Here is a 23,771-nt window from a genome sequence, read left to right as displayed (position 1 = left end):
AGGGCCATGACGAATGCACCCTTGATCGATCTTGTCGATACGACAAAGAAATACGACGACGGCCCACCCGCGCTGGCCGGTGTGACCTTGTCCGTGGTGCCCGGTGATTGCGTGGCGATCCTCGGCCATTCCGGCAGCGGCAAGTCCACCCTGCTGAACCTGATCGCCGGTCTGGACAGGCCCTCCAGCGGCACCGTGACGGTCAACGGCACGCGCGTCGACCGGCTCGGTGAGGCCGGTTCGGCGAAGTACCGCCGGGAGTCCATCGGCATGGTCTTCCAGTTCTTCAACCTCCTCGACGATCTGACCGTCTTGGACAACGTCATGGTCCCGGCGCAGCTGGCCGGGATGGGCAAGGGCGAAGCGAAGCGCCGGGCCGTCGAGCTGCTCGGCTCGCTGGGCATCGAGCGGCATGCCAAGGCCTATCCGCAGCGGCTGTCGGGTGGTCAGCGGCAGCGGGTGGCGGTGGCCAGGGCCCTGATGAACAAGCCGGCGCTGCTGCTGGCCGACGAGCCCACCGGCGCGCTCGACTCGAGCTCGGCCGCCGACGTGCGCCAACTGCTACTGGACCTGAACAGCGAGGGTCAGACCATCCTGCTGGTGACCCACGACGTGCAGCTGGCCGCGAGCACCGCGCGTCGCACGATCGAGTTGGTGGACGGTGCGGTCGAGCGGGACGTCGTCAACAGCGACAGGGGTGCCGGCCTGGCCGCCTACTCGTCGCTGACCCGTCCGGCGGGAGCGGTCGAATGACGCTGCGCAAGCCTCCGCTGCCCCGGCGCCTCTCCGAGGTCGGATTCCACGCCATGGCCCGCCTGCCGCTGGTGGTGAGCCGGTGAGTGCCCTAGGCAAGGTCGTACGCTCCGGCGTGGGACGGCGTCGGGTCCAGTCCCTCGTCATGGCCCTGACAACGTTCGCCGCGGTGACGTCATCAGTACTCTCCCTCGGCCTGCTGACCGTCGTGCAGGCCCCGTTCGAGCACGCTTTCAGTGCTCGGAACGGGGCGCACCTGGCGGTCCAGTTCGACGGCTCGAAGGTCACGGCCGCGCGGGCCGCCGCCACCGCGCATGCCTCCGGCGTCACCGAGGCGGGCGGTCCGTACCCGATCGCCGCCGCCCTGGACACGACCGTCGGAACCGACTGCCCCAAGAAGGCTTGGGCCGGTCACGACAACGGTCCGATCACCGTCACCACCCGGCCCGACCTGGGGAGCACCTCCGGGATGGACCAGTTGGCGCTGACCCGGGGGCGCTGGCCGACCGGCCCAGGCGAGATCGCACTGCCGTGGCAGCACTACGCCATCGACTGCTTCGGCAGTTCGGTGGTGTTCTCCTCCCTGCCGGGCAAGCCGTCGTTCAAGGTCGTCGGCTTCGCCGACTCGGTGACCAACAGCGCGACCGCCTTCGCCACCGCCGACGGCTTCGCGCGGCTCACCGCCGCCGGGGCCAAATCCGACAAGCAGATGCTTTACCGGTTCGCCAAGGCCGGGACCAACGCCGACATCGCCACCGACAAGCGGGCGGTGGCCGCCGCCGCGCCACCCGGCACGGTCGAGGCCGGACAGTCGTACCTGACCGCGGAATGGCAGGTGACCGGCAACGCCAAGGCCTACGTGCCGTTCCTGGTCGCCTTCGGGATCTTCGGGCTGATCCTGGCGGTGCTGATCATCTCGATCGTGGTCAGCGGGGCCGTGGCCGCGGGAATCCGGCGCATCGGGATTCTGAAGTCGTTGGGCTTCACCCCCTCGCAGGTGGTCCGCGCCTACACCGCCCAGGCCATGATCCCAGCGACACTCGGCGTGGTGCTCGGCACGGTCTTCGGCAACCTCCTGGCCGTGCCGATCCTGGACGAGGCCACCAAGCAGTTCGGCGCGGCCAGTGCCACGATTCCGTTGTGGGTCAGCGCCGTGGTGGCGCTGGGCACCCTGCTGGTCGTCGGCGTCACGGCTTCGATCCCGGCACTGCGGGCCGGCCGCATGCCGGCGGTCCAGGCCCTGCTGGTCGGCCGCGCCCCCAAGGCCGGGCGCGGTCGGACGGCGCAACGTCTGGCCTCGCGGCTGCCGCTGCCCCGGGCCATGTCGCTGGGACTGGCACAGCCCTTCGCGAAGCCGGGCCGGGCCGTACTGGTCGGGGCGGCGGTGCTGCTCGGCGCGGTGACCCTCACCTTCGCGGTGGGGCTGGAGGTCGGGTTCAGCAAGTACCTGCAAGCCACCACCTCAGGCTTCAACCACGCGCCGGCGTACGTGATACCCACAGCCGACGTAGGCAAGCCCTGGGGTCTCTACGGCCCCAACGACCCGCGCCACCAGTACCTGGACGCCCCCAAGGTGGCCGCCGCGCTCGCCAAGACCCCGGGCACGAAGGCCGCGTTCGGCTGGGGCGACAGCGGCGCGACCATGGTCGGCGCGCCGACCGGCGGCGAAACGCCGAAGGTGTTCACGGTCAGCGGCGACTTCTCCTGGACGAACCTGGAGCTGCTATCGGGCCGCTGGTACTCGGCGCCCGGCGAGGCCGTCGTCGGCGACAAGCTGGCCACGACGGTGGGGATCCACGTCGGTGACGACGTCACCGTGATGCAGCGGAACAAGCGAACGTCACTGAAGGTCGTCGGCATCGAGTTCGACACCAATTTGGGCGACTACACGGTCATGACGGACGCGGATACTTTCAGCGCCGCCGGTCTGACTCCGCGCATCGACCAGTTCAACGTCGAGCTGGCCTCGAACGTCAAGGGATCGGACTGGTCCACCTCGGCCGCCGCCGCGCTGACCCCGCTGAACGCCTCGGTCCAGCCGAGCTCGGGCGGGAACAACCTCGTGGTGATCACCATGGGCGCCCTGGTGGCCACGCTCACGCTGATGCTGATCGCGGTCGCCGCGCTCGGAGTGCTGAACACCGTGGTGCAGGAAACCCGGGAGCGGGTCCATGACCTGGGGATCTTCAAGGCCCTCGGGATGACACCCAAGCAGACCATCGCGATGGTTCTGACCTCGGTGACATTCACCGGCCTGATCGCCGGGCTGATCGGGGTACCGATCGGGGTCGCGGTGGAGAAGGCGACACTGACCCCGATGGGGAACGCGATCGGCCGCCACCTGCCGCCGAGCGTGACCCACACCTACACAGCCGGGCTGCTCCTCCCCCTGCTGGCCGGCGGGATCGTGATCGCCCTGCTCGGGGCGCTGCTGCCGGCCATTTGGGCGGCACGCTCCCGGACCGCCACCGCACTGCGGACCGAATAAGGAGCCGCCGGTCGCCGCAGCAAAAGCGGTGCTGGGCACTGCACGGCGCGGCAAGAACAGAATGCCGACCTCCCCCGGTTGATAACCTCGGGAGGTCGGCATTTCGGCGTTTTTCCCTCAACACAAAGGCGTGAGAGGCACCCAGCATGGCGGCCAGCGTTTTCGACCTGTTCTCGATCGGCATCGGCCCGCAAAAGCATCACTGCTGGTAGAGCCTGCGGCAGCAGTTCGGCCGATGGGCGTCGGAAATGGAAAGGGCAAGCCTTTCGAGGGTGATGCCGCGGGTTGTCAACGGCCAACTGTTCCGGCCCGCTGGCGGCCAGATATTCAGCACGCTCGTGGCCAGTTTGCGGGCCTGGACGCGTTTGTGGACGGTGTTCAGCTCGGCCTGCTTGGCGAGCAGCTCACGGCCGTTGCGGGGGCCTACCGGGCCGCCCTAGACGCCGGAGCCGACCCCGCCGAGGTCACGGCCTGGATCAACGAGACCAAGGCGAAACAGAAGCGGTTGAACCAGCAGATCCGGGCAACGCCCCGAGCGAAGCAGGGCGGCAGAGACGAGATCACTGCCTTGATGGAACGCACGGGGGATCTGGTGAAGGTCATCAGCAAGGCTGACCCCGCCGACAAGGCCGATCTCCATCAGCAGCTCGGCCTCACGATGACGTACTACCCTCAAAAGCAAATAGTGGAGGCCCGGGTGATTCCCGAGCCCCCACATGTGCGAGCGGTACGTGTCCGAGGGGCGAATACCCCCGACCGCACATGGCCCGCATGGTGCCCCATCGGCGACCCCTACCTGATCACGGTTCCCGCGTAACCAGCCGGCCAGCGGCCAGCGGGCGTCTCTCTCGGCGAACTCCACGTCGTCAGCTCGGCGGCGCGAGGCCATACCGGCCTCGCGCCGGTTCGAGCTCGGGGCCGGGCACCAACGGATGGCGATGCCCCCGACCCGTGCCCACCGGACGCCCGGGTCCTAGACACCCGCACGTTGACCTTAAAGCTGTCGCCCACCGCGATTGCGAGTAGCTAATGCTTGGGCCGCGCGTCGGCGGGGCGACCGCACATGGCTAGCGTAATGCCCGCCGACGGTCCTTAAGGGATCACGATTGGCGCGTTGCCCCAAAAAGACGCATGTGTTGTGATCTCTTAGCTCAATCCCTCAGGTCCACGGGTGCGAGCCCGTGCCAGACCTCGCGCCCATGGGCTTGACCACGAGTTCGGTAGACACCCAGGCACCCTGCGGATCGAAAGTCCAGAACTGCCATGCCAGGTGGTGCTGTTTGGGGGGTAGACCGTGCCGCTTCGTTTCGCGTCGAGGCCGGTTTGCGTGCCGCGCTATACCGTTCCGTGTTGTCCCGTCTCAGGGCTGCCGAGCAAGCAACGAGCGAACATGGCCGCTGGTCTAGCGTAAGGGGGTATCGCTGGGCGACCGCAACAAACTGCGCGTTTGCCTGTCGGTGCTCCCGATCGGTGAGTGGTGCCGCGACCCTTTTTCAACGTACGTTGAAAAAGGGTCAGTGAAGGCGCGCATCAGCACGACGTCCTCCGCATTGCCCGCATACGCGATCAAGTCATAACCGTCCGCACGCTGACCTGTGGGCGTTTCGTCGGTCCCCACCAGGAGCTGCTCACTGAACCCATTTCATCCTCGGGTGGTGTGGGTGGCGTGGTGGTTTTGAAGGACGGCGATGGCCTTGACGATGTGGCCGGCCTTGCTAGGGCTGCAGCGCAGTTGGCGTAGGTTCCGCCATGACTTGAGCTGTGCGTTCGCGCGTTCGCCCGGTCCGCGGAGCTTGGCGTGCGCCCGGTTGGCCTGTTTCTGCGACTCGGGCTTGTCGCGGCCTTTGTAGGGCGTGATGACGACCGACGCTTCGGCTCCTTGGTAGGCCTTGTCGGCCAGGGTGAGGATCCCGGCCCTCTCCAGTTCGCGCAGGATGCCCCACAGGCGGGCGGCGGTCAGGTCATGCACCTTGCCGGGAAGCGCCCCCGACGTCCACACGATCGTCCCGTCCGGACCCGCGATCACCTGCACGTTCATCCCGTGCACCCGATGCTTGCCGGAGAAGTACGGCAGGTCAGCCCGGACCCGGTCGGTATGGACGAGCGTCCCGTCCAGCACCAGATGAGTCAGGCCATCCTTCTTGGCCTTCCGCAACGCCTGCGCGAGCTTGGGCGAGCGGGCAGACAGCAGCATGACGGTCTCCTCCACATACCGCCAGGCCGTCGCCGCCGACACCCCGAACCCCGCACTGATCTCGGTGAACGTCTCGTCCTTACGCAGATACGCCAGGACGAGCAGGGCCTGGCGGCCGGGGGTGAGCAGCCGCCACCCCGACCCGATCGCCCTCCGCCGGCGGCGGACCAGCCCGGCGACATAATTCAGCGTTGAACGCGACAAATCGAGGGCGGCACGGTAGAACAGCACGCAGAGACCCCTGGTTCAGACGACGTGATTGTGGTGATCAACCCGTCTACCAGGGGTCTCTCTACGTCACGCCCCCAACCACAGCATCGCGATCATGCTGTGACCAGCGGTCCCCCGCCGCAGGATGAAAAAGGCTCACTGACTCTGCGCTGAGAAATCGGTCTCGGGACCGATGTGCAAGACTGGGTTGAGGAAGGTGTTGCGCTCTTTGCAAATGGGTTTCAGTGAGGAGCAGGCAAGCATGGCATGGGGCCTCTGCTCAGGCCATCGATGTCCCTTATGTCGGCACTTACGTTAAGGGCTTCGGGTCCAAAGTCGGCAGTGTCGCTGGGGTGGGCCAACGCGATCGGAGCCGCTCGACGGTGTCCTCCAGAGCATCGAGACGACCGGCACGCATGGCTGGGGGGTCCGTTGAGTTGACGGTCTCAATCATCGCCGTAACGAGGCGTTCGCCGCGCAGCAGCGGAACGACGGTGTCGTCCGCGAGCACGGTTCTCGCCGCGTAGATACCTCCGGCCACGATCAAGAGACGGCTGACCAGGATCGGCGTCGAGTCTTCGGCAGGATGGCCCGACGAGGCTTCGCGTGCTTCGTCGAGTGCGTGGATGGTGTCGTTGAGGGCCAACCAGGCTGCCGATCGGGCGGCGGCCGCCGGTGTCTCGACCGCAAGACGCGCTGAAGTGAGGACTCCCAAGAAGGCTGCAGGAGGTATCTGGTCGAATCGGCTTCGCGCGTACCACCACACATCGAAGGTCGCGTCCAACTCTGGTCGGCCTATATCCATCACCGGCTCTGCGCGACCGGCCAGGGTCACTACGAAACGATCCACTGTACCGACGAGACGCGAAGCCCAGGTGATGGCCTGGCAGCAGTGGTTGATGAGCCTGGGAGGCAGATCGGCCAGGCGCACAGTGAACAACCTGTCCTCGTGCAAGTAGTCGAGCACCCTCAGCCCGTTGGCACCGAAATGTGACAGAGCGTGGTGCTCGTTGAGGATGTTAAAGCCCGCCGGCGGGTCTTCGCTGTCGAGTAGATCGGCCAACTCGGCTGAAGCTGCGCGTGCACATGCCCAGCCGGATTCGGCGCCGCGCATGAAGGAGTAGGCGTGAGCCGAAGCCGTCCTGAGCTCAGCCAGGGTGACAATACCGTCCCCGACCCTGAGGGCTTGCAGCGACTCATCCCAGACGTAGTCCTCGTGCGCTGAGGCGTTACGGGACGGCGGCAGGAGTGATTTCGCCGCCGTGGCAAGAAGCGGGTGACCATCGGCAACGAGCTGTTCCCGCAAGGTCGCTATCCCCGGATTCTGGCTGACATTCCTTCCTCTCATCTCCAGTAGCACTACTGCCCAAGGCTTCAACTGTCCCTCAATGATCTTCCTGTATACGTCGAGGGTCAGATTGGCGCGGTCACGTTTAGAACGCGCCTCGCGGAGCATCCGCATGACCGCGTTCATCATCGCGTTGCTCGCGGCGCTTCGGTCGACACGCAGCTTCAGGTTGCGGAGCGGACGCGCAGTGCGGTCGGGATCGATGCCCATACCTTCATCGATCAGCTGGTACACGCCGATGCCAGCCTTGACTGCGATCAAGGGCACTGCGCTTCCAACGATCCCAGAAGCTGCGTGGAGCGCGTCTCTAAGGTAGGTCGGACGGTGTGGGAAGAATGCAAGCAGCTCGTCTACGATGCGCTCGAGTTCATCATAGCGAAGGTGGAAGGCTGCCAAGATGCGGACGTCAGTGGGAGGGCCTTCGGGATTGCGGAGCTCCTCGGAAGAGATGCCGAACGCTTCTTCGTAAGGATCTTCGTTATGCCCGGTAGTCGCCTCTACGAGTCCCTGGAACGCCCCTTCGAGTTCATCTCGGGGGAAACTTGCATCGATCGCTTCGCCGTTGGCCACCGCATTGATCACGAGGTTGGCCTGTTCTACCAGGGCGGACCGGAGAGCTTCGACCGAGCCCGGCGCTGCAGGCCTCAGCACGCCAAGGCACCAAAGATCATCGGTCATCGCCGTCACGAGGTCAGCCAGTGCTCCAGCGGCGTGACGCACTGCTCCGCCGTGACTCGTCGCTTGGGCTGAACGCAGCGCATTGATCCGATCCTCGAGATCCGCCAGGAATGAATCGAACGACAACTCTTCCACTGACGCCAACCAGCCCTCGTCGGCAACAGGGACTGTGGACTGTGGCGTCCGTCTAATCGAACCGAGTCGGCTGAGCGGCTCCTGGACCAGCCGTGCCAGCGCGTCGAGTGGAAGTTGCGAGGTCATGGGGCCATTGTGTCGTTCTCGGTCCAAGGAGCCAACAGGCTTCGCAGTTATGCTCTGAGATCGATCCCTCTTGGCGGAGGTCTCGGTTCGGCGTTCAGACAGCGAGATCCAGCGGGAGATCGGTGATGTCGCGGAGTCGCTTCCCTCGCACCAGGGTGTCCAGCATGCTGATCGCCTCGTCGTTCTCCGTCTTGTCCACGGCCTTGATCAGCTCCGGCAGCGCGAAATGGTACACGGTGTCGATGTCGCCGGTTCCGAGTGCAAGTGATGCCAGCCTCGACGGTGCCGGCTCACCCGTGACAACTACGGTATGCGGCGTGCGGCCCTTGCGGTTCCGGATCACGTTGAGTGCTTCTGAGCGCGCGTTCTGGGCGCGGTCGCTGCGCAGCGTCCATTTGCACGACACCATGGCGTGGACGATAGAGCGATCCTGGTTAGCCTTTCTGATGACTGCGTACTGGCCGCAGTCTGCATCTACAAGTTCTTGATCGCGGTTGATCGCCTCGTCAGACTCAGGGCTCCGCACGACCAATATGTCGGGGCTGATCTCGTACGAGTTGCCCAGCACTGCGGCGAGGGCCCGGTTCTCTTCGACGGCACTAGCCAGATCGGCCAGATGAGTATAGGGCTCGTATTTGGCGATGTGGTATTCGGAGCGAGAGCCTCCGACATTGCTGATGGTCCAGTCGCCAGGGCGAAGGGATTGGAAAAAGGGGAAGGTTCTCTCCAGGAATTTTTCAACGGCCTGTTCGAACTGCCTGCCCGCTTGTTGGCCGCTCAGCTTCTTCGGGATGGTCTGTGCGGCGAGGTCCTCCGCTATCCCCAAGGCGATGGCTACGCTGGTCCTCTGCTTCTTGTCTGCATTCGAAGCGACGTGATCAGGTGACAGGGCCAGGGTGTGCCGGACGACGAGATCCTGGTGGAACCGCCTCCTGGCCTCGGTCAGTACTGCTGCCATTCGATCGATGCACCTACCCTGAGGACGTGAGCTGTTCTAGGAGAATGAGCGGGGTCTTGGCGGCCGGGCCGTCCGGAGGCGGCACTCCGAAAGCTGCCCCCCGGGCACATACAGTGTCGGCCGCGAGCAGAGGTCCTCACGCCGACCCCAGTCTGGCGGGCGCGAAACCTGTCGAGATCTTCTGATCTTGGCCGGGCAACACCGTACTCCGCTGCCTGTACGGCGATCCCAGCTGGTTCACGCTTGATTCGATGCTGCGGTATCCACGCCTGGTCGGCTGCTAGCAAGGACTGTCCTAAGCTTGGCCAGGGCATCTCGTCGCCGCTTCGCCGCCGTTGTGTTCTGGAGCAGATAGAGGAGGGCCTAGCCTTGCAGGCATGCGGACGCGCGATCAGCTGCTCGAAATCATGGACGGAGTGTGCGCTGACGTCCGAAGCGGGGCGACGGGCGCGGACGAGGTGCCTGAGCGGCTCATCGTGGTGGCTAGCGGCGCGGGGGCGGTGGAGCGTCGCGGAGGCATTGAGACTTTCGGGGACGGCGGCGTGGTCGCGTTCGTGAATGACTCCGGAGTCCCCTTGGTCGAGCAGGCCGACCAACTCGCCGGCAAGACTGCGCGTTTGAAGCCGGAAGCTGTGCTCTTGGGCGGGACGGCGATCACTGGGCGGGCGGGCGGAGCCTTCCGGCGCGTTCTGGCCGTGCAACTTTTTTCGGCGCACCATGGGCTCCGCATCGCGCGAGTCGCCGACGTCGAGCCGCCCGAAGGGGCGATCCTCACGGCGGGGCCGTGGCGCGCGACCCAGGCCGGGCCGCGGGTATGGGCGGAAGACTTGCTGCACTGTTGAACCCTAGCCCCGGGGTTCGCGAGCGCGTAGAGGGTCGGGTGCGCACGCGCTGGTCGCGTGCAGGTCGAAGCAGTGCTGCAAGAGTGGGAGGCCGTCCGGTCGCCCGCGCAGCGCCATTGGGGCAGAGCGCCGGGACGGCTCCTCCAAGTCGGCTGCGGAAGGTCGGCAGCGATCCTGCGCCCCCGCTGGGGTCCTAGTGGCGCGTCGCGAGACGGTCTTCACTGGTCGCGGCCTTCAGCGGCTCCTTGCGAAGCGGACATCCGCTTGCCGCTCCCGCTATGCCCGTTGCTCCGCGCTACGGAGGACCAGCGCTGAGCCTCCTTGTCTTGGAGCAGAGCCTCCGACATGTCGCTCAGCAGGAAAGCGGAATCTGCGTGACCCGCGTTCGCTGCGAGCGCAAGGTAGATCTCGGCGACTTCCCGCTTCCCATTGTATAGGTTCAGTCGGCCTGCAGTGAATGCCTCTTGCGTGGTAGAGCCGACATTCAGGACTTCTGGTGGAGCGGATGCCGAGTCGGCTGCGCGGTCGTTCCAGTATCGCGCGTCGTCAGTGTTCCCCGAGAGCCATTGGAGCACAGCAAGTTCTCGGAATGACGGGGCATCGTCCTGCGACATTGCGTATTCGATTAGGTTGATTCCGTAATTGCCAAAATTATCGGCTGTCCGGTAATGGCGTGGATCGTTCAGGTTGAAAAATCTGCTGTTGGGGTCCAGTAACCCGCCGGCGGCGAGCAGGACGGTATCAGTGAATTCATTCGCCGCCCCAACCGCAGTTGGCGACGGTGCACTTAGATCGGCTCTCGGGTCCCGGAGGGAGTGGATGGTTAAGTGGAGTAGGAGGAGGTTGCATCTCCTCAACTTCTTTAAGCCGCTGCCGGTCGCCATGCGGCTGATGGTGGGGGCGGTCAGGCGGTCAGGCAGGCCGGGGCACAGCGCCTTGTGCGCCCTCGCTACGGACTCACTGGCCCGCGAGATGACATCCTGGCCGATGCCGGACTCCGTGATCAACATCTTGACCATGCGGGTCTGCTCGGGAGGTATCCGTTTGGCGGGCTGCTGCTTCTCCATACCGAAAGCGCGCTCCTGTCCCAGGGGCCGACGAGTCTATGTCTGCAGAGGAGAGTAACTTGAATTGCCTGTTCCGTCCACCCGTCGAGTGTGCTTTGCGGCCCGTCGTCCTGATTTCATTTTATTGCAGGGCGGGCGGGACCGGCGCTGCGCCCGTACGGTGCTGCTCACCCGCTTTATAGCCCTGGCGGCGGGGAAGGGTTTCGGTGGGTTGCTGGAAACGGATCCGATGTGACCGGCGGATCATCTAAATGAAATATTTCAGAAGGCTGCAAGCATTGACGGAGTGGCCGGCGGTCTGGTCGGGTTGCCTGCGTGGAACGAGACGACTCCGACTCTGCGGTTAATCAGCGGAGCACTTATGCGGTCCTATGGCACTACACCGACGCACAGGGGCTGCGCGCTATCCGCGAGAGTTGCGTGCTGCTGCCCTCGCTGCGCGCGTCGAACCCGCAGGACGCGCGCTATGGCGACGGCCAGTACCTTTCCGATGTCCCCCCGGGCTCGATGCCCCCTGAGCGACTGTCCCGGCGCCTCATGGGTGTCCCTTGGCTGGGATGGCGCTTCACCCACTACGTTGAGATGGACATGGCGGGACTCGCCTTGGTCCTCTGCAAACGAAGCATCATCCTTCTCCCCGGACGCGAGCCGCTGGGGCTCAGCAGGAGGATCGTCCGCTGGGGGGCGAACGAGTGGTCTGGTACTTGAGGGTCGAGTGGATGCAGGACTTCAGTGAGGAGCCGGTCGACATCTACAGCGAGGTCGGCGACGACGGCTACGAGGTCCGCAAGGTAGAGGTGTTCCGCGACGGGCGCCTGCAGTACGCTGACGAGCGCCGTGAGGCTGGTGGGACCGCGCTATCGGAGGCGCCCGTCGGGTCGGTCGCGGAGATCGCCGCCCAGGAGGGGTTCCGGCCTCACGTGATCAGTGAGCAGGAGTTCGAGGAGATGTGGACTCGGGCAGTTGCGGCGGAGGGGTGATCCATGCCTGGCAGCGATGCGGTCAGCGGTGAGGCCTGGCAGGCCCCGGAAGGCTCGTGGGCGTCGTCGGCCGCGAACCGCCGCAGCATGCTGGGCAATCGCAACCGCGACACGTCGCCTGAGCTGAAGCTCCGGTCGCTGGTTCATGCCGCCGGGTTCCGCTATCGGGTGGCGGCCAAGCCGCTCCCCGGGATGCGCAGGACCGCAGACCTGGTCTTCCGGCCGACCCGGGTCGCCGTCTTCGTCGACGGCTGCTACTGGCACGGCTGTCCTGAGCATTTCGTGCCGCCCAAGACCAACCCGGACTACTGGCAGGGAAAGATCGGCCGCAACATGGAGCGGGACCGGGACACGGACGAGCGTCTAGCCGAAGCAGGGTGGCTCGTTCTGCGGTTCTGGGAGCACGAACCGGCTGGTCACTGCGCACGCGCGGTCTGTGAGGCGGTCCAGTCCCGCCGTTCCGAGTGAAGAAGCGCTGGGTCCTCACCCGCGCAGTAGTGCCGGGGCTCCTGGGGTGAGGAGCGGCGCGAGCCGCGGGATCCCGCTGACTGCTTGCCCGGGCGGGACATCGATCCGGCAGGTCTCCCAGCGGCCGTAAGGGCTTTGGTCGTGGGGGAGTTGGGCCTCGATCCAAGTGCGGGCGACAGAGCCGATCGCGTTGATCGTGAGCTGGTCTGTTAGTTGGAGGACGACGAGCTGCCAGGAGGGGTCGTGCCGCATCACCTCGTACTCGTGGCGCGACAGGAAGAACGTCAGGCGGTTGCGGCGCGTGGTGGCTTTGGCTTCGATGTGGAGGCTGCGCCGGCCGGCGTGGACGGCGATGTCGTAGCCGTATCCGTCGGAGTGCGCGGCGACGTGCTCTATCCCCGCGGTGGTCGAGGACGAGAGCAGGTCTACGAGAGCGGTCTCGCCGGCGGCGCCGATCCGCGAGCGCTCTGCAGAGTCGACCTTGCCTCGCGCAACGTGGATCTCCTGGTAGGTCTGGAGCTCGCTGAGTCCGAGCACTGCGGCGGCCCGTCCTGCATCGATGGGTACTTCAGCGGGCTCCCGGACGTGGAGGTCGGCATCCCGGAACCAGTAGACGTCGCCGGTCAGCAGGACGGCGCGGAAGACGCGCTGGCCGATCGGCAGGGCATCGTCGGAGTCGTGCAGAAGTCCGGTTTCCTCTAGCCATCTGTAGGCCGCGTCGTACTGCGTCGGGCTGATATCGCTGTACTCCGGGTGGGTGGTGAACAGCGACCGGCACCTTGCCCGGCCATTGGAGGGCAGTTTCTCCACCCAGCGGACAGCAGCTAGCAGTACGGGGTCAGGAGGTACGGGCACGGACGTGGCCCATCAGCGCCTGGAGGTCGGCCTCGTCGAGGCCGCCGCCGACGGCTGGCTCTTCATCGAGATCGGCGAGCTGCTTCACGTCCGGGTCGTCCAGCACCGTCCCCATGAAGTCGAGCTTCTGGTCCAGCCGCAGCCTCACGATGTCGTCGATGGTCCCCTCTGAGGCCAGGACGGTGATACGGGTCTCGGTCTCGGGGGCCAGGCCGAGGCGGTGGATCCGGTCCATGCTCTGCAGATAGCGGCCGGCGGCGAAGTCGCGGTCGACATAGACCGCGTCATGGCAGTGCTGGTGGAGGCTGATGCCCTCTCCGAGGGTGGCCGGGTTCGACAGCAGCACCATGCAGTCGGGGTCGTTGCGGAAGCGCGCGATCTCCGCTTCGCGATCCTCCGTGCCGCCGTGGACCACCGCCGGCCGGAACTCTTTCAGGACGCGCTCGAGGGTGTTGAGGCTGCGGATGAACGTAGACCACACCAGGGTCTTGCGGCCCTGCGCGGCGTTGGCGTTCACGATGGCCAGCGCCTCCCGGTACTTGGGCGAGAACTCGTAGCTCGGCAGGTCCCGCAGCAGTTCGGACAGCTGGGACCCCCTCGGCACCTGCAGCGGCGGGACCTGGTATTCCAGCGGTTCGTAGCGGGTGGTGCCGACGTGCAGGAGCGCGGGGCTGGTCGCGGCCATCAGCAGGTAGACCGTGATCTTGCCCCAGGCCAGGAAGTCGGCCTCCGACCCGGTGGCGCGGGCAGAGAACCTGCCGACGAGAGCTTCGTAGATCTCGTTGTGCAGGGGCGGCATCTCAACCGGTACGACCTTCGTCGTGGCCGGGCGAAGCCCCAACTCGCGCTTCGTCGTGCGGGTGAACAGCGGCCGGAGGACCTGGCTCGCCTTCGTGAGGTCGGCCCCGCCGACGGCCTGGATCACCTGCTTGCGGCCGTAGCCCGGCCATACGAACCCGAGCAGGTTCTCCAGGTCTTTGGCGCCGTTGGGCGCTGGCGTCCCAGTGAGGATGAGCCGTCTGCGGGCCCGCGGGCCGAGGGCCAGACAAGCTGATCCGTAGACGCCCCGGGCACCGGCCTTCATCCGGTGGGCCTCGTCCAGCAGCAGCAGGGTCGGCCGTGCCGACAGCCACGAGCTGAGCTCGTCGAGTGCGCCGTCCAGCCGCTCGTAGTTGATGATCACCGCGTCGGCCGACCTGTCGGAGCCCTTGCCGTACACCGACATCCGCAGAGGCTGGCTGAAGCACACCTTGTTCTCGTACAGCCAGGACTCGTAGGCGGACTTGGGTCCGACGATCAGCAGTCGCTCGATGTCGCCCCGCTGGCGCAGGGCCTGGAAGACGGCCAAGCTGACGCGGGTCTTGCCGGCTCCGGGGACGGAGAAGTTCGCGCCGTGGCGCAGAGACAGGAGCTTGACGATGTCGCGGCGTTGGAAAGAAGCGAGGTCGCCTGTCCAGCCCGAGCCGAGGAGGTCCTCGAGGTCCTCAGGCGCGGGCTCGGTACCGGCCGGTGCTGCTGGGGCGAGCCGTTGGCCAACGGTCCGCGCGTCAGCGGAGGAGTCCCGGACGAGGTTGGCCAGCAGCGGGTCCCAGCGCACGGTCTTGGGCTCTGGCCAAGCCTGGAGAGCGCGGAGGTTGCTGAGCAGGTCGTCGAGCTCGACGTCGAGGATGGTGGGGGTGCGCTGGACGCCGCTCTGGAACCGCAGAGCCAGCCGCCGCAAGTCTGCCGCGCGGTCCTTGCGCGCATTGAACCGGGCTGTGACCGCATCGTCCCCGAAGCCGATCTCGAGGCTCAGTCCGGCACCGGCGTCCACTGTCAGCGGTCCTTGGTGGCGTTGAGCAGCCAATCGACGCCGTCGCCAGGAGAAGTGAACGCCCGGCCGGCCTGCTTGGCCAGACGCGCGAGGCTCTCGCGCAGAGTGATCAGGGCGTCGTCGAAGGCGTCCTCATCCAGCGCACGCTTGGCCTTCGATTCAGCGAACTCGGCAGCGCACTGGTCGATGTACTCCGCCGCGTCCGTCACCCGTGCTGGGACGGCGGTCTGCCGCTTGCGGAGTCGATTGTGTCTATCAGCAAGCTCCGTGGCTGTCTCGAATACGTCTTTGGCGGCAGCGAAGACGATGTCCGCTGCATTGATCTCGGCAGGTGAGGCCTTGTCCGGCGCTCTTCTGGCCGCATCTGCTCGCAGCAGCCTGCCGGTGAGACCGCGGACGGCTTTGACGTCCGCGGCATCGTCGGGGATGACGACGTCGTCGAGCCCGGGGATACCGACTGGGTCGGCGCTCTCTTCTGCTTCTGAACGGAGGGAATCGGGGAGCCGCTTCTCGAGGTAGCGCTCGTAGAAGTCTGGTTCGGCAAGGCGGAGCGTCGTCTTAGGGAGGCCGAGGAGAACCATGGCGAGACGCGATTCCTTCAGCCGTTCGGCTGCGTCGGGATCGGTCGCAGCCAGTTTGGCGTAGTCGCGCGCCAATTCCCGCAGCTTCTCCTGGTGGTCTTCGAAGTCCACCAGGCGGAGGCTCGCTCCGCCCCCTGTCCGGCTGCGGTCGATGGAGTCGTTGATCAGTTCGTAGACCCATCGGTCGCGCTGGAGGGTCGGGATCTTGATATTGAACTCTCTGGCGATGTCCTCTTGCTTCCGCCCTGCCGCGAGCTCCTCCTCAACTGCTATGAGCCGGTTGAGGTAGGAGTAGTCGCGGCGTTTGTCGCGGCGGAGCTGCAGAGCGAGCTCGACCCTGTTGATGTCGTGCCGACTGGTGTCCTCGGGCAGGACACCGACGCGGATGTGCTCTCTTCCCAGCTCCCGGAGCGCTGCGCAGCGGGTGTTGCCGTCGACGATGATTCCGTTCGGGCTGATGATCCCGGGATCCCGCTGGCCGAACTGCTCCAGCTCGTCGAGGAGCGTCGTGTAGTCCGGATCGGTCTTGCCCAGGTCTTTGGGGTCCCGGGTCAGCAGGTAGCGGAGGTACTCCTGGCCCTCTTCGCTCCAGGGCCGCTCGTTCAGGATCCGGTTGCGTTCAGGGTCGAGGGTGCGCTGCGCCCGGACACGGTGGGTATCGGGGTTGAAGTACAGCATGCTGACCGGCATAGCGATCACATAGAGGTGCCGCTGCCCGGCGTCCCGCCAGTCGACCGTCACCTTGGCGCTGCCCTCGGCCGCAGCCTGCTTCAGGCGCTCTTGGACGAGCGCCCTGATCGTCTCGCCCTCGGGCGGCATGCCAAAACTTGCAGCCATAAATATTGTCCCTCCAATGGACTAGCGTAGCGATCGCCGAGGGCTTCGGGGCACCAAGCGCCCTCGGCTGCCGGCTCCGGTGCAGCGCCAGCGCTTGGTGGTTAGGGGACACAGAGTGAACGCACCCGCCTGGGACGACCCGGACCTCAAAGCAGGCGGCATGGTCCGCGCCGCCCTCTGGCTCGTCCAGGAGGTAGGGGAGGGCGGCACCTTCACCAAAGAGCAGTTGCGGGCTGCCTTCCCCGGGGTTTCGCAGATCGACCGCCGCGTGCGCGACCTGCGCGACTACGGCTGGGGCATTCTGGCCAACACCGAAGACGCGAGCCTGACGACCGAGGAGCAGCGGCTCGCCAAGGTCGGCGCGGCCGTCTGGGATCCCAAGGAGAGGCGCGCTGCCGCTCCCCGCAATGCCCTGCCAGCCAAAGAGATCAGGGCTGTCCTGGAGCGCGACGACTTCCTGTGCACCGCCTGCGGTATCTCCGGGGGAGAGGAGTACCCGGACGACCCCAACAGGACAGCCGTGCTGTCGGTGACCCGCCGTACCACGGTGCTTCCAGACGGTCGCGAGGAGGTGCTGCTGCTTACTGAGTGCAAGCGCTGCCGGGTGGGCTCCTCGGATGCCCCGGCGAGGGCGGACGAGGTCGCGGCCGACATCCGGGTCCTTGATCCAGCGGACCGGAGAAGGCTAGCCCGCTGGATGGAGCGCAAGCGCCGCGTCTCCACCCCCCTCGACCGCGTCTGGTCGGCATACCGGCGGCTGCCAGCAGAAGCGCGGAACGAGATCCTCTCAGAGCTGGAGAAGGAACTCCGGTAGAAAGCGCGGCGTATGTCGCCCCCAGGTCCTCCCGGACCGTAAGATTCCACGTCGCTGCGGCTTCACCGAGGCTGGCGCCGTGGTCAGCAAGTACCTGCCCCAGAGCTGCTGCTGTGGAGGGATTCGCGGAATCCCGCGAGTGCAAACACCGCACAGGCCGCATGCGGCTTCCCGGGGCACTGGAAGGAGAACAACTTGTCCGGAGCTGCGGAGGACAGTCCGCTTGAAGTCGTCGAGATCTGCGCAGGTGCCGGCGGCCAGTCACTCGGCTTGGAACGCGCTGGCTTCCGCCATCGCCTCGCGGTCGAGCTGGATGAGCATGCAGCTCGGACACTCCGTCACAATCTCGTCAATGTCCTTGGATATGATGAGAAAGAGGCCGAGGACGCGGTCTGTGTCGGCGATGTAGCTGACCCCGAGGTCTGGAACCCCCGCGAGTACGAGAACGTGGACTTGCTGGCCGGAGGCGTACCCTGCCCGCCGTTCAGTATCGCCGGCAAGCAACTAGGCGCTAGCGACGAGCGCGACCTGTTCGCTTGGGCAGTCGAGCTGAGCGGGCAGATCAAGCCCAAAGCGCTCCTGCTGGAGAACGTCAAGGGCTTGAGCGGGAACCGGTTCACGGGCTACCGCCAGCACGTCCTCGACAGGCTCCAGGAGTACGGCTACATAGCCGAATGGAGACTGCTTCAAGCCGACCAGTTCGGGGTCTCCCAACTCCGTCCCCGCTTCGTGCTGATCGCACTTCAGCGTGAGTACGCCGAGTACTTCCACTGGCCGGAACCGCACACCGAACACCCGCCCACCGTTGGTGAACTGCTCCGCGACCTCATGGCCCGGGGCAACTGGAGCGAAGAGAAGCTGGACGCCTGGGTCAAGCAGGCCGATGGCATAGCCCCCACCATCGTGGGGGGATCGAAGAAGCACGGCGGTGCCGACCTCGGCCCGAGGCGCGCGAAGGCGGCTTGGGCCGCGATGGGCGTCGACGCCCTGGGAGTGGCGGATGATCCCCCCGGGCCGACGAACCCGCGGGTGGAGGGCGCCGTGTCCCCGATGCTCACAACCGAGATGGTCGCCCGCATCCAGGGCTGGCACGGCGATGAGTTCGCCGAATGGGAGTTCCTCGGCCGCAAGACCGCCAGATACCGGCAGATCGGCAATGCGTTTCCTCCGCCGGTCGCCAGAGCACTTGGCGTCGCGATCAAGCGGGCTCTCCTCAAGGAAGCCGACCTGCGCCCGCTCGTCGAGGCGTCAAAGGTCACCCTCGACCCGGTCTACAAAATCCTGCGGGGCCGGAAGCGGCCCATGACGGTCGAGCAGATGGTCGTCAAGCTGGCGGGCAGCGGGACACCGCTGGAACAGCCGGAAGTGGAACGCCGCCTCGTCCACCTCGGGCACGATTTCGAGCTGATCCAGAATCTGCGCTCAAACGGCGAAACCGCGTTTCTGCTGGGTGGCTTCAAGGCGTTCCTCGGCCAGGAGGACCATCAGCGTCACGAGTTGTTCGCCCAGCATCGGTCCAAGATCAGCTGAGTCCAGGCGGGGGCGACTTTCTCGCGTGAGCCGCATCTGCACGATCTGGAGTCCGCTGCAGACGGGAATGGCCCTATTGTCCTGTTAATGAAGTCTTTGGACGGTGTTGGGGGTTCGTCGGCGGTCTTGGTCCAGTCCTTCCCCGTTGGCCCGCAGCCAACTCAGGTCATGTGGCCGTGAAACGGGGGAGCTCATATTCGCTGAGTTCGGCCCGGTAGGCGTACTGGCCGTGGCTCCAGTCGGTGTGGCGTAGCGGGCGAGGGCGCGGGACATCTGAGGGGACGGCTGTGGCGGCCTGTTCGGTTCCGGTTCACAGTTTGCCGCCCTGCTTGCCTTGGGGGGCTTCCACGATGCGGAGCCAGGCTCGGCTGTTCACCGTGGTGACCAGAGCGCCGAGCGTGCGGCCGTTGTGCCCCCAGGCGTGCGCCGCTGCGGGCTCTGGCGTGGCGTCCACGTTGGCCGCCGCCTGGGTGAACGCGGTGTGCATCCGGTCGCGTTGGGTGGGGTCATCGGGCTCGGAGAACATGGCAGATCTTCCGGAGATGCGCAGGCGGGATCGGTGGCTGCTTGAAGGCGGCGAGGGCTTCGTGCCAGTGTGCCGCAGTCGAGGCCGACAGGAGGGCGCCGCTGAGCCCCGGCGCAGACCCCACGATGGCCAGCGCGCCTGGACGGGTGAGAGACCCGGTCTGATCAGAGTGGCGAGTTCCTCAACGCGGCTGTCGAACCGAACCTGGCGACGGGGTCGGCGCTCCTGGGGGCCGTCGGCGACGAAGCTCCTCGCAGGCGCTGGTCCCGGGTGAGTATCCGGCGGCGTCCAGGCACTCGTCGAGGCGTTGTCATGGCCGAAGGGATGTGATCGGGTACCGAGGTGGACGTTGACCAGTTCTTCAGTTATGGGCCGCGCGCTCCATTCGAAGTGCGACATGTCTTCACTGACCGGGAAGTGCACATTCGGGCTTTCCAGGATCGGTTCGCGCGGCTGGCTGGACGGTCGTGGACGGTTGATGAGTTGCTGGATTTCCAGCGGCCGGCGCCCAACCTCATCGCCGTGTCCGGGGAGGGCGGGATCGGTAAGTCCACGCTGGCTCGGCACGTCGCGGAGCTGGCGGTGTCCGGGAAGTTGGACGGCCTGCCGCGGCGTGGTGCGCACGCGGTACTGGACTTCGCCGATCCTGCCAGTTCGAGCTTCGAGGCCGTCTTGCTGCGGGTGCGCGCGGCGCTCGCGCCGCTGGCGAGGTCGTGGCCCGCGTTCGATGTGGCGTTGGCCGTCTACTGGCAGCGCAAGCATCCGGGTGAATCGCTGACGGCGTTCTTGAGGAAGGAGGCTGCGGCGGAGTCGCTGGGTCTCGCGGATCAGGTCGGCGCCGCCGTCGATCAGCTTCTTGGTGGTTTCGGCGCGGTGTCGGTGGCGTATCGGGCGTTGAACCTGCTGGGTCGGACCGCTGCGCAGAAGGCCCGGTTGAGGCAGCTGCGGGCCGGCTTGCCCGCGCTCGATCCGATCCTCGGCGAGCAGGACCCGGATCGGATGCTGGGGTACATGCCGGTGCTGCTGGCCGCCGACCTGGAACGAGTGCGCCGGAAGCACCCTGTGTTGGCGGTGTGTGTGTTGGACACGTTGGAGAACGTCCAGCGCCTGCCCGCCGAGCGGGGCGGCCTTGAGGACCTGGTGTCGCGGCTGGTGTATTTGATGCCGAATGTGGTTTTCGTCGCGGCCGGACGGCTCGCGCTGCGCTGGCATGACCCGGCCAGGGCCGTCGCGCTGACCTACGGAGGCGAGCTCCGCTGGCCGGGTCTGGTCGCTGGTGACCAGTTCGGGCTGGACGGGTTCGACCGGGCGTCGGCCGAGGCGTATCTGACGGTGCGGCTCACCGTGGACGGGGCCCCGGCGATCGGGCCTGCGATCAGGGAACGGATCATCGGGGGCTCTGGTGGATCACCGCTCTACCTCGATCTGTCCGCAGGGCTGTTCGGGCAGTACCTGGCGAGGGGGGAAGCACCACCATCAGGTGCGTTCGGGCTGGGTTTTCCCGAGCTGGTGCTGCGGACGATGCGGGACCTGTCCGCGCAGGACCGCGATCTGCTGCGGGCCGCGGCGCTGCTGGAGGCGTTCGATGAGGACGTCCTTCATGCGATGGTCCCGCATCTGCGGCGCCGGCAGATCGAGAGGTTCGTGCAGCGTCCGTTCGTCCGGCGGGACGAGACGGTGTGGCCGCCGTACCGGCTGAACGAGAACCTGCGCCGAAGCGTCATCGAATGCGACGCCGGCACCGATGACGGCTGGACGCAGGCGGAAAGAACCCGGAATGCCGAGCGCGCGATCGGGCATCTGACGCGCGCCGCGCTGTCGGTCTGGGACGAAGACGCGGATCATCCGCTGCCGCTGGGCGTGCGAAGTAGGCGATGCGTGGCGGCGTTCCTGATTGTTCTGCGGGCGGCGGACGAGCATCGGCTGGTGCCGGAGTCCCTCGGCGACATCGCCTACAGCCTTACTGTCCTTGGGCACAGGCAGGTGATGGTGTCTCTGCCCGAGCTGCCTGGCTCGCCGGAGCTGGCTCGGCTGACGGCGGTGGCGCGGCTAACGGCACGTGGAGATGTCAACGCCGAGGACCGTTACCAGGCGCTGCGCGGGTTGGTCGGTGAACCGGACGGCCCGTTCGCGGACTACTACCGGCATGAACTGGTGGATCGGGCGCACATCGTCGGTCGGGTCGAGGAAGCCGCCGACCACCTATCCGGCATCGAGCCCGCATCGCTGATCGGCGCGAGCGCGCGGTTCGGCCTGGCCGACAACGCACTACGCCGCAGCGACTACCGGTCCGTCGCACAGCTGATGGGCGGCGCGTCCCAGACAGGGCCTGATCAGGTGCGGGCCGCCGACCTGCTCGGTCACGCCTACCTGCAGAACGCCCGGTTCGCCGAGGCGGCCCACTTTTTCGAGGCAACGTTGCAAGCGGCACGCCAAGCCAATGCGCCGCTGTGGGAGGCGCGTGCGCTGCGGCATCTGTTGCTGGCGGTGATGTGGTACGACCCGGACCAGACGCTGTCGCTGCTTGCGCGGGCGCATGAGTTGAACAGCTCGGCCGGCGAACCGATCGGGCTCGCCCAGTGCGATATGGCCGAGGCGATGGCGCGGACGCAGCGCGGCGAACACCGCGCGGCCTCCAGACTGCTGGAGGCGGCGGCGCGCCGGTTCGGTGAACTCGGGGCCTCCCGTGAACTGCTGCCCGTCGAGGCGTTGCAGGTTCTGCTGGACGCCTCCGGTGGCCGGACGGCACAGGCCGCGCGCACCGCACGACGTCTGGGTGAGGACTGCCTGCCCGTCTGGGCACCGGTGACCCGGTCGTGGGCCGGGCTGGACGCCGACTTCGAGAGCATCGAGTGGTTGGACGATCCCGACTCCGCGCGGCATCGCTGGTCGCAGGTCCTCGCCCGGCTGCGGGCGCCGATCTGCCGACCTTTGGACGCCGGTGACCGCAGCGCGCTGATCCTGACCGGCCGCGTGCCCGACGCGCTCGTCGAGGCCGCGATCGGGAGCGCGCTGGCCAGCTTGGCGTTCGACGGCCCGCACGACTTGGCCGCCGCGCTGGCGACGCTCGGTACCGAAGGTGTCGTGCCGGGCGTCCGGACGGTCATCAAGGTGCGCCGACGGCGGCACGAACGGCTGGAGACTGTCCGCAACTTCGAGGAACTGCGCGCGGCAACAGGCGTTCGGGCGCCTCGGCTGCTGGACGCAGGCACAACCGGGGAGGAATGGTGGGCCGTCCTGGAACGTCTTCCCGGCGTTGCCGCGGACCACCCGACGCCCGCACGGCAGCGGGAACTGGGCCACCAGCTTCGGCTATGGCACTCCCAGCCCCCCGGCGAGGGTCAGTGTCTGGATGATCCCGGCGCGCTGGGAGTCCTGCTCGGCTGGGCACGGACCACTGCTCCAGACGCCTACCCCGCCATCGCCGAGCACTTCGATGCAGCCTGCCAAGGGCTCCCGATGACCGCGATCCATGGCGACGTCGCGGTCTGTCACAACGCGCTGTTCGACGGCGACGTCCTCACCGGGTTGATCGATCCGGGCGCGACCGAGGCCGCACCGCCGATGCTCGACCTCGCCTGGTCCCTGGCCGTCGACATGCCGCGCGGCGCAGAACCCGGCCCTCTTCTCGACGGCTACGGCCAGGACGCGGTCGACCAGGACGCCCTGAACGCGCTGCTGCCGCTGATGATGCTGCGTCGCCTCATCGACGCGCCGTCCCTTGGGCTTGCCGGAAGCGACGGGGCGTGGATCGCGCGGTGGCTGCACGATCACCGCCCTGACCTGCTCACTCTGGCCCGATAAGCCCGGCCCGGCGGGCACACGCGTAAGGAATGTAGTTGTCCAGCACGTTCGCGGGCACTGCGAGTCGCTCACGGAGGTCAGCCTCGTCGTCGCGCGCGTAGAAGCGGTTGACGCCGTCGAACAGTGCCAGCCGGTACCCGGCCGCGAGGACACCAGGCTCCCACTCCTGGTGACTGGGCCGGGTCGTCAGCGGGACGGTCGCCTCGACCACGATCACCCGAGGCCGCCACGTCAGCAGGTCGGCCGACCGCAGCACGGCGGACTCAGCCCCCTCCACATCGACCTTCAGCAGGTCGAAGCCCGGTTCCGCATGCGCGCCGAGAATCGTCTCTAGAGTGACGACCTCGACGCGCAGTTCCTCATGGCGCCACCCGTTCGTAAGATGCCCCTCCAGGACATCCCTGCGCAGGGTGCTGAGGCCGCCGCCGCCCGTCTGGCCCCGCCCAGGGATGACCCGAAAGAACCTCGCGGTCCCCGGTTCGTCGCCCACGGCTACGCGCAGGTTGACGTCACCCGGCCGGGCCTGCTGAAGACGTGCGTGGCGCTCAGGCAACGGCTCGACGTTGACCCCCTGCCAGCCCAGGCCATTTACCAGATTCTTGGTGAGCGAGCCGCTGACGGGCTCGCCGGCACCGACATCCACGAAGAACCCGTCCCTTTGGCCAGCGAAGGCGCGCATCAACACGACGTCCTCCGCGTTGCCCGGGTACGCGATCAAGTCATAACCGCTCACACACGCCAACCTACGGGCCGATCCGCTGACC

19 protein-coding genes are annotated in these 23,771 nt (G+C 66.7%); 10 read left to right on the top strand and 9 right to left on the bottom strand.

Translation table 11 applies throughout. The features are described 5' to 3' along the window. Window positions 1-6: 6 nt before the first annotated feature. The 3 genes from OHA34_RS21225 to OHA34_RS21215 all read left to right on the top strand — a co-directional run bounded on the left by OHA34_RS21225 (window position 7) and on the right by OHA34_RS21215 (window position 4,058). Window positions 7-753, top strand: a complete 747-nt coding sequence (locus OHA34_RS21225) for an ABC transporter ATP-binding protein (protein ID WP_285939978.1) — start codon at window positions 7-9, stop codon at window positions 751-753. A gap of 145 nt (window positions 754-898) precedes the next feature. After that, window positions 899-3,241 carry an ABC transporter permease gene (locus OHA34_RS21220; protein WP_329518674.1) on the top strand — a complete coding sequence of 781 codons (2,343 nt, stop codon included), beginning with the start codon at window positions 899-901 and terminating at the stop codon, window positions 3,239-3,241. A gap of 130 nt (window positions 3,242-3,371) precedes the next feature. After that, entirely contained in the window at window positions 3,372-4,058 is a 687-nt protein-coding gene (locus OHA34_RS21215; RefSeq protein ID WP_329518673.1) for a hypothetical protein, read from the top strand. Window positions 4,059-4,883: 825 nt separating this feature from the next. On the opposite strand, the gene OHA34_RS21210 is transcribed toward OHA34_RS21215, so the two are convergent. The 3 genes from OHA34_RS21210 to OHA34_RS21200 form a co-directional block, all read right to left on the bottom strand. Continuing rightward, the gene (locus OHA34_RS21210) at window positions 4,884-5,666 is read right to left on the bottom strand and encodes a transposase family protein (protein WP_329518672.1); all 783 of its coding nucleotides are present in this window, start codon (window positions 5,664-5,666) and stop codon (window positions 4,884-4,886) included. Window positions 5,667-5,955: 289 nt separating this feature from the next. Continuing rightward, entirely contained in the window at window positions 5,956-7,932 is a 1,977-nt protein-coding gene (locus OHA34_RS21205; protein WP_329518671.1) for a hypothetical protein, read from the bottom strand. Between the two features lie 94 nt (window positions 7,933-8,026). Next, window positions 8,027-8,890 (bottom strand): NgoMIV family type II restriction endonuclease, encoded by an 864-nt coding sequence (locus tag OHA34_RS21200; protein ID WP_329518670.1) that lies wholly within the window; start codon window positions 8,888-8,890, stop codon window positions 8,027-8,029. 377 nt (window positions 8,891-9,267) lie between these two features. Between OHA34_RS21200 and OHA34_RS21195 the strand changes: the two genes are divergently transcribed. Beyond that, the gene (locus OHA34_RS21195) at window positions 9,268-9,732 is read left to right on the top strand and encodes a hypothetical protein (protein ID WP_329518669.1); all 465 of its coding nucleotides are present in this window, start codon (window positions 9,268-9,270) and stop codon (window positions 9,730-9,732) included. Between the two features lie 218 nt (window positions 9,733-9,950). Here OHA34_RS21195 and OHA34_RS21190 read toward each other — a convergent pair whose 3' ends face one another. After that, window positions 9,951-10,799: a hypothetical protein gene (locus OHA34_RS21190; RefSeq protein ID WP_329518668.1), complete on the bottom strand. Its 849-nt coding sequence runs from the start codon at window positions 10,797-10,799 to the stop codon at window positions 9,951-9,953. A 315-nt stretch (window positions 10,800-11,114) separates the two neighbouring features. Here OHA34_RS21190 and OHA34_RS38555 point away from each other — a divergent pair, with 315 nt between their 5' ends. From OHA34_RS38555 to OHA34_RS21180, 3 genes are read left to right on the top strand one after another with little or no spacing between them, the layout of a single operon-like run. Further along, window positions 11,115-11,507 carry an HYD1 signature containing ADP-ribosyltransferase family protein gene (locus OHA34_RS38555; RefSeq protein WP_443029585.1) on the top strand — a complete coding sequence of 131 codons (393 nt, stop codon included), beginning with the start codon at window positions 11,115-11,117 and terminating at the stop codon, window positions 11,505-11,507. Further along, on the top strand, window positions 11,492-11,779 hold the full coding sequence (locus OHA34_RS21185; RefSeq protein WP_329518667.1) for a DUF6881 domain-containing protein: 288 nt from the start codon (window positions 11,492-11,494) through the stop codon (window positions 11,777-11,779). Before OHA34_RS38555 ends, OHA34_RS21185 begins: the two co-directional genes overlap by 16 nt. Before the next feature lie 3 nt (window positions 11,780-11,782). After that, complete coding sequence (locus OHA34_RS21180; protein ID WP_329518666.1) at window positions 11,783-12,247, top strand: very short patch repair endonuclease; 465 nt, start codon at window positions 11,783-11,785, stop codon at window positions 12,245-12,247. Window positions 12,248-12,262: 15 nt separating this feature from the next. On the opposite strand, the gene OHA34_RS21175 is transcribed toward OHA34_RS21180, so the two are convergent. The 3 genes from OHA34_RS21175 to OHA34_RS21165 form a co-directional block, all read right to left on the bottom strand. Then, window positions 12,263-13,057: a protein NO VEIN domain-containing protein gene (locus OHA34_RS21175; RefSeq protein WP_329518665.1), complete on the bottom strand. Its 795-nt coding sequence runs from the start codon at window positions 13,055-13,057 to the stop codon at window positions 12,263-12,265. A 28-nt stretch (window positions 13,058-13,085) separates the two neighbouring features. Further along, entirely contained in the window at window positions 13,086-14,822 is a 1,737-nt protein-coding gene (locus tag OHA34_RS21170; protein ID WP_329518664.1) for a DEAD/DEAH box helicase, read from the bottom strand. Window positions 14,823-14,917: 95 nt separating this feature from the next. Then, a complete protein-coding gene (locus OHA34_RS21165) occupies window positions 14,918-16,333 on the bottom strand; it encodes a hypothetical protein (RefSeq protein WP_329518663.1) in 1,416 nt (471 codons plus the stop codon). Window positions 16,334-16,448: 115 nt separating this feature from the next. On the opposite strand from OHA34_RS21165, the gene OHA34_RS21160 reads away from it, so the two are divergent. Both OHA34_RS21160 and OHA34_RS21155 read left to right on the top strand, forming a co-directional pair. Continuing rightward, a complete protein-coding gene (locus OHA34_RS21160; protein ID WP_329518662.1) occupies window positions 16,449-17,147 on the top strand; it encodes a hypothetical protein in 699 nt (232 codons plus the stop codon). A gap of 195 nt (window positions 17,148-17,342) precedes the next feature. Beyond that, window positions 17,343-18,677, top strand: coding sequence for a DNA cytosine methyltransferase (locus OHA34_RS21155; RefSeq protein WP_329518661.1), 1,335 nt, complete (start codon window positions 17,343-17,345; stop codon window positions 18,675-18,677). Between the two features lie 310 nt (window positions 18,678-18,987). Here OHA34_RS21155 and OHA34_RS21150 read toward each other — a convergent pair whose 3' ends face one another. Then, window positions 18,988-19,203: a hypothetical protein gene (locus tag OHA34_RS21150; protein ID WP_329518660.1), complete on the bottom strand. Its 216-nt coding sequence runs from the start codon at window positions 19,201-19,203 to the stop codon at window positions 18,988-18,990. Window positions 19,204-19,545: 342 nt separating this feature from the next. On the opposite strand from OHA34_RS21150, the gene OHA34_RS21145 reads away from it, so the two are divergent. Continuing rightward, window positions 19,546-23,007, top strand: coding sequence for a hypothetical protein (locus OHA34_RS21145; RefSeq protein ID WP_329518659.1), 3,462 nt, complete (start codon window positions 19,546-19,548; stop codon window positions 23,005-23,007). On the opposite strand, the gene OHA34_RS21140 is transcribed toward OHA34_RS21145, so the two are convergent. Then, a complete protein-coding gene (locus OHA34_RS21140) occupies window positions 22,991-23,740 on the bottom strand; it encodes an FkbM family methyltransferase (protein WP_285939985.1) in 750 nt (249 codons plus the stop codon). The two genes, OHA34_RS21145 and OHA34_RS21140, sit on opposite strands and share 17 nt — an antisense overlap. Window positions 23,741-23,771: the final 31 nt, after the last annotated feature.

This window comes from Spirillospora sp. NBC_01491 (assembly GCF_036227065.1).
Taxonomy (GTDB): domain Bacteria; phylum Actinomycetota; class Actinomycetes; order Streptosporangiales; family Streptosporangiaceae; genus Spirillospora; species Spirillospora xylanilytica.
The sequence above is the reverse complement of the archived record's forward strand: the minus strand, read 5'-3'. Positions and strand labels throughout refer to the sequence as shown.